The sequence below is a fragment of the Paenibacillus rigui genome (assembly GCF_002234615.1).
Classification (GTDB): domain Bacteria; phylum Bacillota; class Bacilli; order Paenibacillales; family NBRC-103111; genus Paenibacillus_S; species Paenibacillus_S rigui.
Window position 1 is genome coordinate 34,808 of sequence record NZ_NMQW01000034.1, and the last position, 17,644, is coordinate 52,451.

Sequence of the window (17,644 nt, forward strand, 5' to 3'; positions counted from 1 at the left end):
CTGTGATCCAACTTTCCGCACGATCTGCACTAGTTAATTTGGAACAAATAAACCTTGTCGCCTTCCGGCTGGATTTGATGCCGTGACATCCAATGTCCGTTCAACCAGCTGAAGGCCTTATTGTCCCAATTGTATTTTTTGTAATTAAAAGCTGCAACTACCAGGTCCGGACGGGTAAAGGAACTGACGAATACCCGCTTACTCGGTTCATCCGCATATATAATAACATCCTCATCCTGCCGCTGAATCATTTGCTTTGTTTTCCAACGGCACATGTAGTAAGAATTGTCGAGATAGTTAGCGAATACCTGCTCTTCAGCAGCCTGCGAGTACGGCTCCAACGTTGCTTTTCCGACCACAACATCGGACTTATCCCAGCTGTCGGGTACATCCAGACGGTTCAGCGCGGTCATGGCTCCTGTGTTCATATCACCGAAAAGCCACCCGGACGTCTTTTTGTACGTACGACCCTCCTTGTTCGTTGCAAGAGTGTATTTATGCAGCAAAACCGCCTTTTTCGTCTCGCTGTAGCCGCCGAATTCCAGCCGTTCCTTGGAATCCTTCGGCAAGCTGAATCTTTTCAACGGATGGCCCCCGGTATCCAGCACCTGCACCCCGTAGGATAGTAATAAGCTTTGATCCGGCCCTATAAGCAGGTTGGCGGGATTACGGTCATATGTAAAATTATAATACATCACTTTGCCGTTTGCATCCATCCCCACCTCAATCAGCCCTTGCTCGGATGAAAATGGCTGCTTCGCGCTGCCGGTCTGGGTATCAATCCACCAAATATCGCTCTGAAACCGGTTGGCATTATACAAGGCAATGCCGCTTTCCCCGACAACCTCGAACTGCTCCCCGGAGCGGCGCTCGTTAGAACCGGGAATGATCCCCTTCTTCGTCCCTGTCTCCAGCGTGTAACTGGTAATCCCATTCATGCTGTCGCGGATCAGCAGATGCTTCTTGTCAGGTGTCAGAACGGCTTTGTACAGAACGGGCGCCTTTGGCTGTGAGCCGCCCGTGACTGCGGTCAAGGGCTCATAGCGGAACAGCTCCAATACCGGAGTGACGGTTTTCTGTGTCATATTAAACTTGTTCACGACATAGACCCATTCCTGGTCCGCATTGGCAACCGTCGTATACAGGAATTCATCCTTGGAAATAAATCCGCACAGCAAGGTGGATTGGGCTACGGCCTCCGTATCTTCCCCATAAATGTATCCGATCGGCTCCTGATCGATTTGCTGTGTTTCCGGTGCCATAGTCAGTACGTCGATTTGGGTCCAGGCATGTGGGCTCTGCATTTCATTTCTTTGTACGAAATATACGGCCTGAGCCCCGTCCGGCGTGACATAAGTGTCAAGAATATGCGCTTTTTTCACTAAAGCCTGTATCCCCTTCGCGGCCTTCGATCGGGCTAGCTGCAGTGCTCCGAATGAATGCTGGGGCAGCATGGGGTTACGAGCTTGAAATTGCTCCAGAACGCGGTAGCTTTCCGCCGCATGAAGCACTTTAGCGCTCACTTCCACTGCATTGGCTGCGTCCACTTGGCGCGGCGGTCGCTGAGATGTCGGCAGTACGGTTGTATATATAATGAAGAACAATCCGCTCAGCAGCATGATCCCCGAAATCAACCAAATGTAAGGGTTTACAGACCGGTAATTCCATTTTCCCATAACAATTCCCCGCAGTCTTGTAGGCTAATTGAATTATTCCATGCCTCATTCGAAAATCCCTCCTTGCACCTTGTGAATATTCGGAAAATCAGGTTTCCATTCTTTAAAAGAGCTGCTGCAGCACAAAAAAGCAGAGGAGCTGTATCCCCTGCCTATGCCTATGCCTAATCCTTATGCTAGTGCTCTTCGCCAGCCATTGGAGGATGCCCGATAAGGTCATCTACCTGCTTCTCGAGCTGCGGATCGACGATCAATATATCCAAATCATAAAAAGCGAACGGTTCCTCATTTGCCCGCTCCAGCTGCTGCAAATACCGCTTGCTGTCATCCACGAGCCGCGCCAGATCAATACCGGTGCCTTGCTGCGCCCGACGAGGCTCCAGCTTGTCAATCGCTGCGGTAAACAGCTTCACCGCTCCGCTCAGGTTGCCGTTACGATAATGGTAAAGACCCACCGCAACCTGCAGCAGACCTTGATATAACGGAGCTCTGCCTTCCTCCAGCCACAGCTCTTCCATCACCTCATGGCATTCGAAATAATCGCGCGCTACGTTAAAATAATAAATAAATTCAACGTAAAGCCTATCATATAGACTTGGATCCTGCTCGCTCAATTCGGACCACCTCGATTCGGGCTTTATGCGTGGCCGGCAGCCGAGGACCCTCGAAGCACGAGTCGACAGCTGCCGGTATTTTAAGCAAATAAGTTAATTGCTGCTGTTGCCCTTCTTGGCACGCACGATGGCTTCCTCAATTTCATTGGAAAGCTCTTTGAGGTACCAGACATCGTCGCTTTCCCAATGCTCGTTGAATCGAAGCTGAAATTGTGCTGCCTCGCGGACTCGATGATAAAAATACAGCTCCTGAATCCCGTTCAGCACCCGGGTCACGATATTCGATTTATCCTCGAACAGCTGCTGTGAAGCCATAATATCATCCCGGATGCTGCTCATTTCCTGATCGAGAATATAGGCGGCTTCCGCCGCTTTACTGAGTCGCTTGATTACGTCCTCCGGAAGACTCTCCCGATACTTGTAGTTTAGCGAATGCTCGATCGTAGCCCAAAAATTCATGGCCAGGGTGCGAATTTGCACCTCCGCCAATACCCGCTTCATACCGAGTGCAGTCTGCACCGGGTACTCGACAATCATATGGTAGCTGCGGTAGCCGCTCGGCTTTTTGTTACGGATATAATCCTTCTCATACAATAACGTCATATCTTCACGCTCACGGATCAGCTCCGCGAGCCGTTCAATGTCTTCGACAAATTGACACATGATCCGAATGCCTGCAATGTCTTCGATGCCTGTTTCCAACTGATCCATCGGAACGTTCAGCCGCTTGGCTTTCTCCAAGATGCTGGAGGTCTTTTTAACCCGACCGGTTACGAATTCAATCGGTGAATATTCTTCGCGGCTTTTCAGCTCGCCACGTAAAGTTTTAAATTTGACCTTCAATTCCTCAACGGCTTGCTCATAAGGCATCAGAAATTTTTTCCAGTCGCGTCCATCCATCCATATTCCTCCATTTTCCTAGCTACGATCTGTGAGCCGCGCCGACAGCCTCCGAAATATGTTTAAAGCCGTCCTTGCGGAGCAATTCTCTCAAGCCTTCGTTCAGTCGCCGGATCAATCCCGGCCCTTCATAAATTAATGCGGTATATACCTCAACGAGGCTCGCACCCGCTCGGATTTTGTCGTAAGCGTCCTGTGCCGAGAAAATGCCTCCCGAGCCGATAATCGGAAGCTTCCCTTCGGTTGCACTGTAGATCGTATGAATCAGTTGGGTTGACTTCTCCGTTAACGGTCTGCCGCTGAGTCCCCCGGTCTCTCCCTTATGCTTGTTGGTCAAGCCTGCGCGGGAAATCGTCGTGTTGGATGCAATGATGCCGGAGACACCGCTGTCTACGATCGTACGCACCATATAAGTAATTTCATCACCCTCGAGATCCGGCGCAATTTTTACCAGAACCGGCTTGGCTTGACCGCCATGCTTCTGATGCTGCAGCTTCATTTCGTCTTGCACGGCCGCAAGCAATCGGGATAAATCATCGCCATGCTGCAAATTGCGCAGGTCCGGGGTATTCGGCGAGCTTATATTGACCACAAAAAAGTCCCCGTACCCGTAAAGTCCACGAATGCATGCCCTGTAGTCTTCCTCGGCCTGCTCATTGGGCGTCACTTTATTTTTACCGATGTTCACGGCCACAGGTATCGTCCTTTTGCCTGCCTGCCGCAAATGCTCGGCCATCGTCTCGATACCAACGTTGTTAAAGCCCATCCGATTAATTAATGCCGCATCCTCCGGCAATCGGAACAATCGGGGCAATTCATTGCCTGCCTGAGGCTTGGGCGTTACCGTACCCACTTCCATAAATCCAAACCCGATGCTGGAAAAACCCGGAACCGCCTTCGCGTTTTTATCCAAACCTGCGGCCAATCCGACCGGATTCGCAAAACGCAGCCCACAAAGGCTCGTCTCCAGCTCCGCATAAGCCGGAACGGAATACATTCCCCGCAGAAGGGCTCTTCCACCTGGAAGGTTCGCCACGGTGTGCAGCCCGTCAATGGTTAAATGATGCGCTTTTTCCGGATCCATTCGGAACAGCACCGGTTTTGCTATGTTCTTGTAAAGCATGCATGTCTCTCCCCTAACCGTTCTGTAAGTTGCTCTCCTTGAACAGTTTATCGTTTTATGCGTCAAAAATAAAGGGGACATGCTATGCAAAATCATGTTCTTGCCCGGGTACATTATGTTAAAATATGCTTAAATCCATCATAAAGGAAGGGCATAAACCTATGCAAAGAAAAAAACCATCCTACTTGCAGCAAAGAAAACCGCAAGAAACCGTCAACAAAAAGCTCATCCTTTGGATCAGCTCTGTATTTGTCTTATTGATTATTGGGATGGCCGTTTTATTGATCTTTAATAAGTAAACGCTTCAGGTATAAGTACACAAGAAAGGAAAGGGCCCAAGGCTCTTTCCTTTAATCCAGCCACTTATATACTTTTCCCGGGTTCGTCTCCTCACTGAACATTGGGAGCTGAAAGACCGGCGTCCCCCGCTTCACCTCCGAAGGAAGCAGTCCCTTTCCTATCGTTACCGGGGTTCCCATCGGAGCCATATCAAATAATTCTTCCAGATCTTCCTGCAGCATACGTACGCAGCCCAAGGATTGGTCCTTTCCGATGCTTGACGGCTTGTTCGTTCCATGAATGGCATAATTCGTATCCGATAACGTCATGCCTCTGCTTCCGAATTCCCCATTCGATTTGCCGTTCGGATTACGAACCTTCTCCGAAATGGCAAACGTTCCTTCTGGTGTTCGTTCCGCCCCGAGACCAACCGGATAATTACGAACGATGATTTGGCCGCTGACCAGTGCCAGCCGGTGATTCGTTTTATCCACAATAATTTGCATAGGCTCTGTCAATGGCTTGATCAGTCCTCCGGCAGCAGGCGCTTTCCCCACAGTCCCACCAGAATCTGTCGGAGCGCTCGTATTGGAGGCTGTTGTAGAAGGAACGCTTGCTGCTCCCCCCATAGCTGCCGCCTCCTTCACCCACTGCTCCTTCTGCTGCTCGTACAGCTGCTGCATGTAAGCCGTAGCCCCCGGAAGCATATTGTTCGGATAAGGCTGACTGAGCTCCTGCAAGGAAGCAGGCGGCGCCCCCTTCAGCCGCGTGTAAGCGGCAACCGCCGAACGCGCGACAAGCTCCTGCTCCCGCTGCTCCGCCCAAGAGCGGTAAATCGCTCTCGGCTTGGCAGGATCCGTCGGCTGGCAGGCGCAGCTTTCCGCATCATGGTATTCAATCTGCTGCTGTGCCGCATCCGCCTTGCCTTCAACCGACAAGACAATGTCAGGAGGCTGCAGCCAGGATATCCAGCGCCCATCCTCTGTAGTCTTGCCGGAGGCTAGGATCGCATAGCTTGAAACCCTTTCCTTCAAAAGCATTTCCTGCAGCGCGTTGCCCACGTTCTCCTTGGTTTTACCGCCTGCGACGTAATATACCTTCGTCTGCTGGGCCTGGGCGGGTGTGACCCCCTGCGGAAGCGCATTTGCAGCGGTTTCCTGCTGGGGTAGCGATTCATGCGAATACCACGGAAACAGCAATATCGCTGCAGCCCCAAGCATAGCTGCGACCCCGCTGCGCAAGCGGGAAAGCAGCCTCTTTTTTTTACCGCGGCGCTGCCATTGTTGAAGGGATTCCTCCGATTCCGGCGAGAAAGTGATTGTTTTCTCCTCGAAGGCCTCATAAATCTCCCCGGCTTGCTTATAACAATACAATGCTTTTCCGCGCTTTCCTTGAGCGTCATATTCACGGCCAAGCAAATACCATGCCATTTTATTTCCAGGATGCTGACGGACATAAGTCTTCAGATACATCGGATCGTTTAATAGATGATGCTGAAACAAATGCTGCAGCTGCTCCTCATGATCCTTCGTTTTCATTCCAGCCCCCCTCTTCGGACTTGTGCAGCCCCTACCGAGTGCACCGTAATGATGTAGGACACAGATGCCTACTAAACGTAATATCGGCAAACAGCCTCATTTTTTAAAGAAAAAACACCTTCGTTCGCTTCAAACTGAACTGAGGTGTCGGATCGTGCCACTTATTCTTCGATCGGTGATTCCGCCAGTAAATGCGGCTTCATCCCTTCCAGATAAGAACGGTCCCGCATCACTTTTTCGAATGCCTCCACAACGACAGGATCGAAATGTGTGCCTTTGCAGCGAATGATTTCCTCTACACCTTCACGGTAGCTTCTCCCTCTTGCATAGGGCCTGTCTGTCGTCATCGCATCAAAAGCATCGGCTACTGCCACAATGCGGGCGTGATAAGGAATTTCTTCCCCCTTTAAGCCTTCGGGATAACCCGTTCCATCCATCTTCTCGTGATGAAATTTGGCGATTTCCGTTGCTTGCAGCATCCGTTTCTCCGGCTCCATCTTGGATAAGATTCTCGCACCGATGGTCGTATGGGAGATCATAATTTGAAACTCTTCGTGGTTCAAGCTGTCGGCCTTCAGCAATACCCTATCGGGAACGCCGATTTTTCCAATATCATGCATTAAGGCTGCACGGTAGAAGTGCCCTGCTTCTTCTTCGTCCATCTCCAGCTGCCGGGCAATCCACAACGAATACAAGGCAACTCGGGATGAATGCCCTGCTGTGTATGGATCCCGGGAATCCAAGGCAAGAACCAGGGAACGGATCACACTCATCGAAAACAGTTGTTCTTTGGCTGTAACGCTGTTCTTCATAACATCAGCCGATTTCAGCTTGTAAGTAAGCTCATCGTTGCGCTTCTCCAATTCATTGATTTTGTTCAGCAGCTGCTGTATGTCGGACACCGTCTCATCGCCCTCCACTCTGTAATGTATGTCATTTATCATAATCGAAAAGACCTATGATGTGAAGTGATTAGCACTCCTAACGCACCATAGGTCTTTATTTACTTACTTGATTATATTCGTTGCCGGGCGCAAAATAGCCGTTCTTGTCGCGTCATCCCACTGAACATCCATACCGATTTCTTCGGCAAAAAAACGTACCGGCACATAAGTACGGTCCTCCTTGACGTAAGGGGATACGTCCATTGTTTTGGAAAGGGGCTGCTTATTTTTCTCGAGCCTTTGAATCCCTGTCTTATCGATCGAAAGCTCAATGGTCACATCGCCTTTAGTCAGCTGAACGCTCCGGTCCTCTTCCCTGAAGCCAACCGTATAACCGAGAGCTTCCGTGATGGCTCGTACCGGTACCATCGTCCTGCCGTTCACTATTTCGGGCTGCGCATCGAACGCTATGACGTTTGATCCTACCACGACCTTGATCCGGTCATCCTGAGGAAGGCTGGGAGGCAGTTGATAAGCATTCAGTTTGCGTACCTTGTTATTAAAGGCATCGGCCACATACAAGCTGCCGTCCGTTGAAATCGCAACATCCATCGGCTTCAGGAACGCCGCTCCATACTCCACACCGTCCGTCTCACCGGTTTGTTGATGGCGATCCCCGGCCAAAGTGGTCACTTTCCCATCCAGCAGATACCGGATAGAATGATTCATGCTGTCCGCAATCACAAGCCCGCCTTCAGGCGTAAGCGCAATGCCCTGCGGGAAATTAAACTGCGCCTTCCCCGCATCGCCATCAGCGAAGCTCCCCGGGGCATACAAGTCTTGCTTGTTGTACAGTTGGCCTGCAGCAGCTTCGTTCGCACCTGCAACCGTCGTGACTTTCCCAGTACTGAAATCCATATAACGAATGCGCTGATTCCCCGAGTCACTGACGTACAAGTTGCCTTTAGCATCCAGAACCAATCCCGCAGGTTCATTGAACTTGGCTTGAGCGATGTCACCATCCAAATAGTCTCCGGCATTTACAACCTGACCCGGGGTCACTTCAATCAGTCGGTCGGAGGGTGCGGTTAATGTTGAGGTGCTGCCGTCCGTACGAATACTTCGTATCACATGGTTCAGCGTATCCGCTACATAAACGGTTCCGTCTGCAGCAACCGCAACATCCTGCGGGTGATCGAAGGTTGCATCCGGGCCCTTGCCGTCTTTTCTCCCGATAAGACCATTGCCTGCAATAGTCGTTACGTTCCCCGCGGCATCTATTTTACGAATCGCATGGTTGCCTGCATCCGCAACATACACGTTTCCACCAGCATCAGATGCCAAACCCATAGGCTCTTGGAATATAGAAAGCTCCGCCTTGCCGTCCAATCGTGTGCCGACGGGCTGTCCCTTGCTGTCTTTCCACGGGATTATGCCCGCAAAAGTGCCGACCTGATCCCCTTGAACGCTTCTGAGCAGATGGTTTCTCGTGTCCGACACAAGCATCGTTCCGTCTTCTTTAATCAATAGCGCTGACGGGGCACGGAATGTGGCAATAGGCCTTGGGGCGTCGCTGCTGCCGTCATCCCCTAAGCCAGCGAAGGTGGTAACATCGACCATGAGCCCGCCATTGCTATTTTTAAGGCCATCCCTCGAGAGGGAGGCGGACGAAGCCCAAGCCTGCGTACCGCCCAATAAACTCATGGCAAGCACCGATGCGGCCACCATTTTTGCTGTTCTTTTCATAAGCTTCTCCTTTAATTCCAATTAACTTCAGACCACTACGGGACCGGAACCGAAACAGGTGCATTCCCGGAATCGAACTCTACGATCACATTGCCTGCTTGATCCACGACCATATAAGAAACCAACTTGACATCCAGATTCGTTGTATCCACGCTTGTCAGATGCAATGGGATTGAAATTAGCGGCTGTTCCCCATCAACCTCAAAATTACCCGGGGCAGGCTGAGAGCTCGTAGCGGCATAGATCAGCTCGGAGCTGGATGCTCCCTTGATTTGCTTCAAGATTTGCACACTATCAGGCTGCGAACCGAACACAGTGCTTGTATTGGTTGGCACACTCCCGTCCCCATCGTAGCTAAGCCGGTTGTCGTACATAAGGTGAACCTCAACCGCATACAACGCTTTGGTGCCTTTAAAATTTTTCATCGTCAGGTTTGCGGTAACGGATTGATTTTGCTTGTCAACAGATGTTAAGAAAATCCCTGAGGTCGTGTCAACCGTGATAGCCGGAACCGATACCGCAGCACTCTGAACGCCGTTCAATTCCGTTACAATCGTAAGCTTATCATAAACCGTTGTTCCTTCGGTGACTAACGAGGTAAGGGGAATATGCACCTCTTGATCCCCATTCCCGTCCGCTTGAGCAATAACAACACCGTTATTCAATACCTTTATGACGGTGCCGACAGGCGCCTTGACTACAAGAGCAGGTGCATTGCTCGTTACCGCAGAGGATGGGCTGATCAAGGCAGGTGCACTGGGCCCGCTGCCGGTTGAACCGCCGCTTGAGCCTTTATGGCCGCTCCCTCCGGACGAGACCGGTGTAGTAACGACATCGCCTCCGTTATTTTTCTTTACCGCTTCCTCAAACCGCTTTCTTTCCTCAGGACTCAACTGTGACAAATATTGATCGGTAATAGCCTTCAACTGATCCGCTTGGGTTTGTTTATTGGCTTCTTGCAGTTTGCTTCGTTCATTCTCAATCTGTTTTAGCAGCAATCCAAGCTTATCCTGATTAGATTGAACTTGCTGAAGCTCCTTTACATACTTTAGCTGCTCTTTCTCGGCTTGTTCCTTGAGCTTCACGACCTCAGGATCCAAGCCGGCCTGTTTATCCAGAGAATCCAGCTTGTTCAAATCAATCTTTTTGAGCGGGAGCTCAATTTTTTTATTGGAATCGTCTATGATTTTCAAATCGGCCTTTTTCCGATCTACAGCTTCTTTAGCCAGCTGTGGAATAAAGGCATCGAAATTGGTGCCGACCTTGTTTAAATCATCTTTATTTTTAATCAGCAGAATCGACTGCGGATCCGGCTTTTGAATGCCTTTATTCAAATCATCCAGCAGTTTTTGCTTCAGCTGCGCATTCTCCTGCTGTGTTTCCAACGAATTTTGAATGATGGCTTGTATCACTTCAGGTGAGGCCTGATTGACAAGGTCGTCTACGTTCACCATATCGACTTTCGTTTTCAAATCCGAGTGAACGTTACGGGTATCCAGCTGCAGCTGCTGCGAAGGGTAGACGGTGACGTACCGGCTGGTTTGCCGGAATCCCTCTTCCCCAGCGTTAGTAGAAGTTATTGTCCTGGCACCTACCACGCCGGAACCGACAACCAGCTTCGTTTCCCCGGTTACCGGATCTACGCCGGTATATAATAAAGTTCCCCGAACGCCCATGACCGCGGTAGGCGTTTCCACCTCGAACTCGTCCTCGGAGCCTACGAGGCTTTTGACTTTGGTCCATGCGGAGCCTGCCCAAATTTTAAATTTGGACACTTTGCCGCCGCCTTGGTCAACCAAATCGGAGATCGATACCTCGGCATTCTCGCCAATGGTCATGTTATCATCATGATCCGCAATTTTTAACACGAGGGAGGAGGATTCTCCCGTATAAATCATATCTCCCTGGTTCAAGCTCATATCTTCATACGCGGTATACGTTTTGGAGCCGCCGGCCTTTTTCACACTGACGTCCCCATGAACCTCGACTACAATTGCCGCACGTGCCGCAGCCTGCGCAGGCAAGGCGCCTATCCACGCTGAGAACACCAATAAAACAAGACAAGATGCGACAAAAGCTGATAAGGCCGATATCTTGTTTGCGGCTCTTCCCCTATACTTCTTTATCACATGAAAACTCCTCTCCAAACCTATCATCGTAAGTCATTAACCTATGAAATTCATCTCTATTAATTGTAATTTGGCAGGCAGGAAATGGCAATGCAAATATTGACAGGATCCGAGCCGGATTCAGCCAATTCATCCGATTGCTAGTGCTACGAAACTTTGCCTTCCCCTGCTTTCGCAGCCGGTGCCTGGACCCAACCTGTCACCTCGAACAGCTTTAAGGGAACACTTTTCCCCTTCATCAGCTTTTCACCGACATAGTTATATTCAAAATAAGCCTTGGTCAGCTCATAAGTCGATTCGGAAACCAGAATTTGATTCGGGCTCGTGTTGGACTCAATACGTGCAGCTGTATTGACATTGTCGCCGATAGCCGTGTAATCTACCCGCAAATACGAACCGATGTTGCCCACAACGACGTCTCCTGTATTAATACCGATCCCTACACTAATGGAAACGCCGTATTTCTCCATCACTTCCGCCCGGACCTTCTCCATGCCTTTCTGGATTTCAAAAGCGGTCCTCACGGCGTAATAAGGATGATCCTTCACATCCAACGGAGCGTTGTACAGAATCATCGCGGCATCGCCAATGAATTTATCGATAGTCCCATGGTTATGCAGCGCCTTCTCCGTGATCAAGTCGAACATCATATTTAAAAAATCGACGACTTCCTCGGGCTTCAGCTTCTCTGAGAGCGGCGTGAATCCCCGGACGTCCAGGAACAGCACCGTCAAATTTTTGCTGATGCCACCCAGCTTGATTTCTGAATCGCTCTTAGCGATCTCGTTTACAAGATCCGGTGAAATGTAGCGTCCGAACTGCTTAGTGATATAGTTTTTTTGTTTGGTCTCAAAATAGGTTTTCATCGCGATATTGCCCAGATAGGAGATAAGTCCGCTCGCGACCCCGCCCACGGTTTCGATGTAAATATCGTTGTAAGCAAACGTCATATATTGCACGACAAGCAAAATCACCGACATGCCGAATACAAGTACAATACCCGTGATCGCCTTCAAGCGCCAGGTCAAGAAACCGAACAAGGCGATCATAAATGCCGACAGAGCGATAGTCACTGCGCCGCCCGCAGGGGAAATCAGCCTCTGATTTAATATTTGATTCAAAATATTCGCGTGGGCATACACCAGATGCATATGCTTTTCGACCGGCGTGATGCCTTCGTCGGACCCCGGTGCCGTATACCCGACAAGCACGATACGGTCCTTGAACGTTTGGGGAGGAATGGAGCCGTTTAATACTCTGGCAAAAGATATCGTTTCGAAGTTATACTCGAGCGCATCCCATTTAATCAGCATCTCCGATTTGGGGCGATTTTGCAGCAGAGGCAAGTTTACATATTTGGTAACGTCCGCCCCCGCCAATTGAGCCATAGCAAGACCCATGGATGGAAAGATTCCCTCCGGCGTCTTGATCTGCAGCCAATTCGAACGGATGATTCCATCGGTATCATAGGTCGCGTTTATATGGGCTTTGTTACTATACGGTTTGAACAAGGAAATCGGCTGCTCCACCTCATCGGCTGAAATGAGCTCGCCTTCTTTCACTTTCGTGGAACGGTCAAAGTCGCTTCCCAGCTTCGCGTGAGAAGGCAGCACAATATTTTTATGCTTGGCAAGCTCTTCCGACAACAGCTTATCGCTCTCGGGATTGGCGCTGGCTGTATAGAGCTCAATATCGAAACCGATCACTTTGGCTCCGGCTTTTTCCAGCTGGCTGATCAGCTGCGCATATACTTTGCGGTCCCATGGATAAGGACCTACCGACTTGATCGATTCCGTGTCGATACCGATTACCACAATATCCTCATTCGGCTGCCCGGTCATCGACTGTTTCATATTGAAATCATAGGTTCGGTCCGATAAGACCTTCCAAACACCAAACAGTAAAAAAATAAAGCATATCAGGACAACGCATGCATTCCCGATCAAAATGACGGCAGATTTACGTACACCCTTTTTCATAAATGCCCCCCGTTTACTTGGTTTTCGTTAACTATATTAACATAATTTTCTCCGGAAAATATCAAGTTTCTGTCAAGACACAAAGAAAAAAGCCCTCTCCTTAGGCCAGAAGACCTAAAAGAAGAAGGCTTTTTATTTTAACCTATGATTAGTTGAAAGGAGTATCTGCTACTTTGATGGAATCTGTTGGACATCCATCTTGTGCATCTTGCAGATCATCGTACAGGTCTTCTGGAATTTCCGTTACGCCTTTGTTGCCATCGCCGTCGAAAATTACTTCAGCCAAACCCTCATCGTCATAATCATAAATATCAGGAGCCGTTGCGCCGCAAGCTCCGCATGCAATACAGGTATCTTTCTCTACCCAAGTGTATTTAGCCATCTCTACATTCCTCCTAATTTGTAACCTCATCCTAAAATATAATATAAAACAAGGCAAAGTTCAAATAAAAAGTCGATAACGTTCTTGAATCAGTCCTGCAAGAGAATTGATATCATCCGGCTCAAAACAAGGAATTTCCAACGCTTCAGCATATTCCCATAGTTCTACTGGAGCTACCGCTGCAATCGGAGGCTTGTAAAGCTGATTCAGCAGACTCGCTTGATCGGCATGCCGAAATATCGCAATTTGATCGTGAGCCCCGCCCTTAAACCCTTCGACAAGAACGAGATCCAGCTCTTGAAGCGGCAGCTGTGAAAGCATTTGCTCCCATTCAAGCAAAGCTTGTCTTCTGTAGACCCGATAAGCATCCGGTGACACGACCATCGCCGCATCCGCACCGGCTTCAATGAACAGTGTGGAGTCGGCTCCCTCGACTTCTTTATAATGCCCATGCCCATCATGTTTAATTACCCCAGTCCGGAGCCCTTTCCCGACAAAATGCCGCACCAGCTTCGTAACGAGGGTCGTTTTTCCGCTGTTGGAATACCCCGCCAATCCAATAACCACAGCCATATCTTAGCCTCACTCCTCCTCCAGACGCTGCTCCTTCATATGATCCATTTGAAGCGAAGTGCCCCTTACCTTATGATTGCGGATCAAGGAGGACGGATCGTCACCAAGCATCCCTGCGGTCAATACCGCGTTCTCACCGAATTTATCCCGCAAGGCATCAAGCGCTTTGTTGAGCTTCTCCTTCGCAGGCTGCTTCTGGTAATCGAACAAATCCAGCTGAACAGCCGTTTCCTGCTTGCTTGACAAGCTTTGAAGGGTAATGCCGAGCAATCGTACAGGCTTCCCTTCATTCCAGTGATCATCGAACAGCTTGCATGCCATATGGTAAATATCTTCCATATTCTCCGTCGGGGCATTCAGCTTGGCCGCTCTGGTTATCGTCTTCATATCCGGGTCCCGAATTGTAATTTGCACGGTATGCGTCATCAGCTTCTGACGCCGCAAACGTCTTCCTACCTGATCGGCCACATTCAGAAAGACCCGAAAAATATCGCTGCGCTCCGTCAAATTCGATGGCAAGGTTGTCGTATGCCCAATCGACTTGCTTTGCTCCTGCTCCGGATCCACTTCACTGTCATCCTCGCCATTGGCAGAGCGCTTCAGCACGGCCCCCATTACACCGAAGTGCTCCTTAAGCAGCGTGTCGCTCGCCTTCGCCAGCTGACCCAATGTATGAATGTTCAATCGCTTGAGCTTTTCTGCGGTTTTCCCGCCTATGCCATATAGATAAGCGCAGGGCTTATCCCACAGCACATGAGGGACATCCCGCTTGCGCAGCACGGATATACCGTTCGGCTTTTTCATATCGGAGGCCATTTTGGCCAGCAGCTTGTTCGGTGCGATGCCGATGGAGCATGGAAGCTGCAGCACGGTGCGAATTTGATGCTGAATCTGCTGCGTAATGTCCAGCGGCGTCCCGAATTGCTTCGAGCCTGTAATGTCCACATAGCACTCATCGATAGACATCGCCTGCACCAATGGAGAGTAGCTGTAGGCAATCTTCATAAAACGTCGTGAAAATTGACGGTACAGCTCAAAATTCGGGCGAATCAGCAGCAGCTCGGGACAAATCTTCAGCGCTTGGCTGACAAGCATTCCCGTCTTGATGCCCAAGGCCCGGGCCGGGTAGGAGCAGGTTACAATAATCCCTTTCCGCAGTTCAACGCTGCCGGCTACGGCGGTCGGTTTGCCTTTGTACGTCTGCGGCTCCACCGCCTCATGGACAGAACAATAAAAGGCATTCATATCAATATGAAGAATCACCCGCCCGTTGACCGGGTAGGCCTTTAATGTTTGATCATTGTGCATCATAAGCACGAACCGTTATCTCCATACGGCCCTCCGCAACTGTAGTTCTTCATCGAATCACTTCTTTTTCCAGCATACAATCCTCCTCCCGGAGGGTCAAGCCAAACGCCCGTCTAATTTGTTAAAGACGTATCTTTCTAAGGAAACATTGTGATATAATATTTAATTATATTTTACGCAAGCTTGTATGATTTAGGAGGATATCCATGGCGACTAACGTGAAAATTTTCGATACGACTTTAAGAGATGGAACCCAAGGCGAAGGCATCAGCTTATCAGTAGAGGATAAAATGAAAATCGCCCGAAAGCTGGATTCCCTCGGAGTTCACTATATTGAGGGCGGCTGGCCCGGCAGTAACAATAAGGATATTGAATTTTTCACCCGGGTGTCTGAGCTTCAACTGAAGAATGCCAAGGTTACCGCTTTCGGAAGTACGCGCAGAAAGGATACACTGCCCGAGAATGATATGAATTTGAATCGCATTCTGGAGGTTGGCGTGCCTGTCGCTACGATCTTCGGCAAATCGTGGGACTTCCATGTTTTCCAAGCCATCCAAACAACACTGGAAGAAAACCTGGCTATGATCTATGACTCCGTCCGTTATTTGAAAAGTAAAGGGCTTGAGGTTATTTATGACGCAGAGCACTTCTTTGACGGTTTCAAAAACAACCGGGACTATGCGCTGCAAACCATTAAAAAGGCCGAGGAAGCCGGCGCGGACTGGATCGTCCTTTGCGATACGAACGGCGGCTCCCTCCCGCATGAGATTACCGAAATTGTGACGGTAGTTAAGCAAACCGTTGCTGCGCCTATCGGGATCCATGCCCACAACGACTGCGAGCTCGGAGTTGCGAACAGTCTGGCTGCCGTAGCGGCAGGAGCCACTCAAGTGCAAGGAACGATTAACGGCTATGGCGAGCGCTGCGGCAATGGCAATCTGTGCTCGATCATTCCGAACCTTCAGCTAAAAATGAATTACAGCTGTATTAGCGCGGAGCAATTGCAAAGCTTGGCAAGCGTTGCCCGCTACGTCAGTGAAATTGCGAATATGCATATGCCGATGAATCAGCCTTATGTCGGGTCCGCCGCATTCGCGCATAAAGGCGGAATCCACGTATCTGCCATCCTGCGCAACTCCAGTACGTACGAGCATATCACCCCTGAGCTGGTCGGCAACAAGCAGCGCGTACTCGTATCTGAGCTCGCGGGTCAGAGCAATCTGGTGTTCAAAGCGCAGGAGCTCGGACTTGATTTCGATAATGATAACCAGCAAACGAAGCAGTTGATCGAGCAAATCAAGGAAATGGAGCATCAAGGCTATCAATTTGAAGGAGCCGATGCTTCGCTGGAGCTGCTGATCCGCAACGCTTACGGTAAGCTGGAGGAAGCGTTCAAAGTCGAATCGTTTAAAATCCTGATGTTCAAGAACGAGAACCAGCCTGTAGTCACGGAAGCAATCGTGAAGCTGAATGTGCAAGGTGAGACGGTGTACAATGCTGCAGAAGGCAACGGACCTGTTAATGCCTTGGATAACGCACTGCGCAAATGCTTGCAGCAGCATTACCCTGCTCTGCAAAACATCCATTTGAGCGACTACAAGGTTCGCGTATTGGATGAGAAGGATACGACCGCTGCCAAAGTACGCGTACTTATCGAGTCCACGGACTTTAACAACTCATGGAGTACCGTCGGCGTTTCCGACAATGTCATCGAAGCAAGCTGGGACGCATTAATTGACAGTATTCGCTATGCGCTGCTGGGCAAGCCTAAGGTCGAGCTGCATGTCGAAGAGCAGAGAGAGCGTTTGGGCTTGGTAAATCATTAATTTCTAAGTTACGATTAGATATATCCTTTAAAAGCAAAAACAAGGAGCAGTATGTTGAATACGGCGCTCCTTGTTTTTATTTTATCCTTCAACCAGCATCTGAATTCTTTTCTCCAGCTGTTCTCTGGGCAGCACGTGAATAACATCCCTCAGAACACCTTGCTTATCGATTAAGAAGCTGGTCGGGACGAATAAAATCCGGTACATCTCCGCAGCCTTCCCCTCTTTATCCAACAGCACAGGAAATGGGAGCTGATACTGCTTTACAAACCCCTTCACATCGGCTACACGATCTCCTTTTGTCACATTGACCGCATAAACATCGAACTTGTCCTTATACTTTTCATACACTTGCTTTAAGTCAGGGGCTTCCTCATGACAAGGTCCGCACCAGGTGGCCCAGAAATTAATCATCAGGGGCTTTTCCCTCTGCCCTCCGACTTGGTAGGTATGTCCATCCAAGCTTTCCAAGGTAAAGCCCGGAACCGGTTTGTTGCGGGCCATCTCCACTGCGGAGCCCATACCCGCTGCGGCTGCCGAAGCCTGCGACGTCTCTTTTATCGTACCGCTTTGATACATCGCCAAACCAACCAAAAGTAGTGCAATGAGCATGACAGGCATATTGCGCTTCATGTAAAAGCTCCTTCCTATGAACTGCCGTTCCCCTATTCCTTTATTGTTCCCAAA

Annotated in this window: 14 protein-coding genes; 1 reads left to right on the plus strand and 13 read right to left on the minus strand. The window is 49.7% G+C overall.

The genetic code is table 11. The annotated features are described in order from the left end of the window. Positions 1–29: 29 nt before the first annotated feature. The 12 genes from CF651_RS21945 to CF651_RS22000 form a co-directional block, all read right to left on the minus strand. Complete coding sequence (locus CF651_RS21945) at positions 30–1,676, minus strand: YncE family protein (RefSeq protein ID WP_094017020.1); 1,647 nt, start codon at positions 1,674–1,676, stop codon at positions 30–32. Positions 1,677–1,852: 176 nt separating this feature from the next. Then, complete coding sequence (locus CF651_RS21950; RefSeq protein ID WP_245856088.1) at positions 1,853–2,290, minus strand: DUF309 domain-containing protein; 438 nt, start codon at positions 2,288–2,290, stop codon at positions 1,853–1,855. Between the two features lie 93 nt (positions 2,291–2,383). Continuing rightward, positions 2,384–3,190 (minus strand): GTP diphosphokinase, encoded by an 807-nt coding sequence (gene yjbM, locus CF651_RS21955; protein ID WP_094017021.1) that lies wholly within the window; start codon positions 3,188–3,190, stop codon positions 2,384–2,386. 22 nt (positions 3,191–3,212) lie between these two features. Beyond that, complete coding sequence (locus tag CF651_RS21960; protein ID WP_094017022.1) at positions 3,213–4,313, minus strand: quinone-dependent dihydroorotate dehydrogenase; 1,101 nt, start codon at positions 4,311–4,313, stop codon at positions 3,213–3,215. A gap of 350 nt (positions 4,314–4,663) precedes the next feature. Next, the gene (locus CF651_RS21965) at positions 4,664–6,130 is read right to left on the minus strand and encodes a L,D-transpeptidase family protein (RefSeq protein WP_094017023.1); all 1,467 of its coding nucleotides are present in this window, start codon (positions 6,128–6,130) and stop codon (positions 4,664–4,666) included. A 161-nt stretch (positions 6,131–6,291) separates the two neighbouring features. Next, positions 6,292–7,032, minus strand: coding sequence for an HD-GYP domain-containing protein (locus CF651_RS21970; protein ID WP_179232930.1), 741 nt, complete (start codon positions 7,030–7,032; stop codon positions 6,292–6,294). 105 nt (positions 7,033–7,137) lie between these two features. After that, positions 7,138–8,760: a stalk domain-containing protein gene (locus CF651_RS21975; protein ID WP_094017025.1), complete on the minus strand. Its 1,623-nt coding sequence runs from the start codon at positions 8,758–8,760 to the stop codon at positions 7,138–7,140. A 35-nt stretch (positions 8,761–8,795) separates the two neighbouring features. Next, positions 8,796–10,889: a FecR domain-containing protein gene (locus CF651_RS21980; RefSeq protein ID WP_179232931.1), complete on the minus strand. Its 2,094-nt coding sequence runs from the start codon at positions 10,887–10,889 to the stop codon at positions 8,796–8,798. Positions 10,890–11,035: 146 nt separating this feature from the next. Then, positions 11,036–12,868: a CHASE2 domain-containing protein gene (locus tag CF651_RS21985; protein WP_094017027.1), complete on the minus strand. Its 1,833-nt coding sequence runs from the start codon at positions 12,866–12,868 to the stop codon at positions 11,036–11,038. A 148-nt stretch (positions 12,869–13,016) separates the two neighbouring features. Further along, entirely contained in the window at positions 13,017–13,250 is a 234-nt protein-coding gene (locus tag CF651_RS21990; RefSeq protein WP_094017028.1) for a ferredoxin, read from the minus strand. A gap of 60 nt (positions 13,251–13,310) precedes the next feature. After that, positions 13,311–13,823, minus strand: coding sequence for a molybdopterin-guanine dinucleotide biosynthesis protein B (gene mobB, locus CF651_RS21995; RefSeq protein WP_094017029.1), 513 nt, complete (start codon positions 13,821–13,823; stop codon positions 13,311–13,313). 9 nt (positions 13,824–13,832) lie between these two features. Next, positions 13,833–15,134, minus strand: a complete 1,302-nt coding sequence (locus CF651_RS22000; RefSeq protein ID WP_094017108.1) for a DNA polymerase IV — start codon at positions 15,132–15,134, stop codon at positions 13,833–13,835. Between the two features lie 203 nt (positions 15,135–15,337). Between CF651_RS22000 and cimA the strand changes: the two genes are divergently transcribed. Then, entirely contained in the window at positions 15,338–16,957 is a 1,620-nt protein-coding gene (cimA, locus tag CF651_RS22005; protein WP_094017030.1) for a citramalate synthase, read from the plus strand. A gap of 81 nt (positions 16,958–17,038) precedes the next feature. Here the strand turns inward: cimA and CF651_RS22010 are convergent, their stop codons facing one another. Next, the gene (locus CF651_RS22010) at positions 17,039–17,590 is read right to left on the minus strand and encodes a TlpA family protein disulfide reductase (protein WP_094017031.1); all 552 of its coding nucleotides are present in this window, start codon (positions 17,588–17,590) and stop codon (positions 17,039–17,041) included. Positions 17,591–17,644 lie beyond the last annotated feature (54 nt).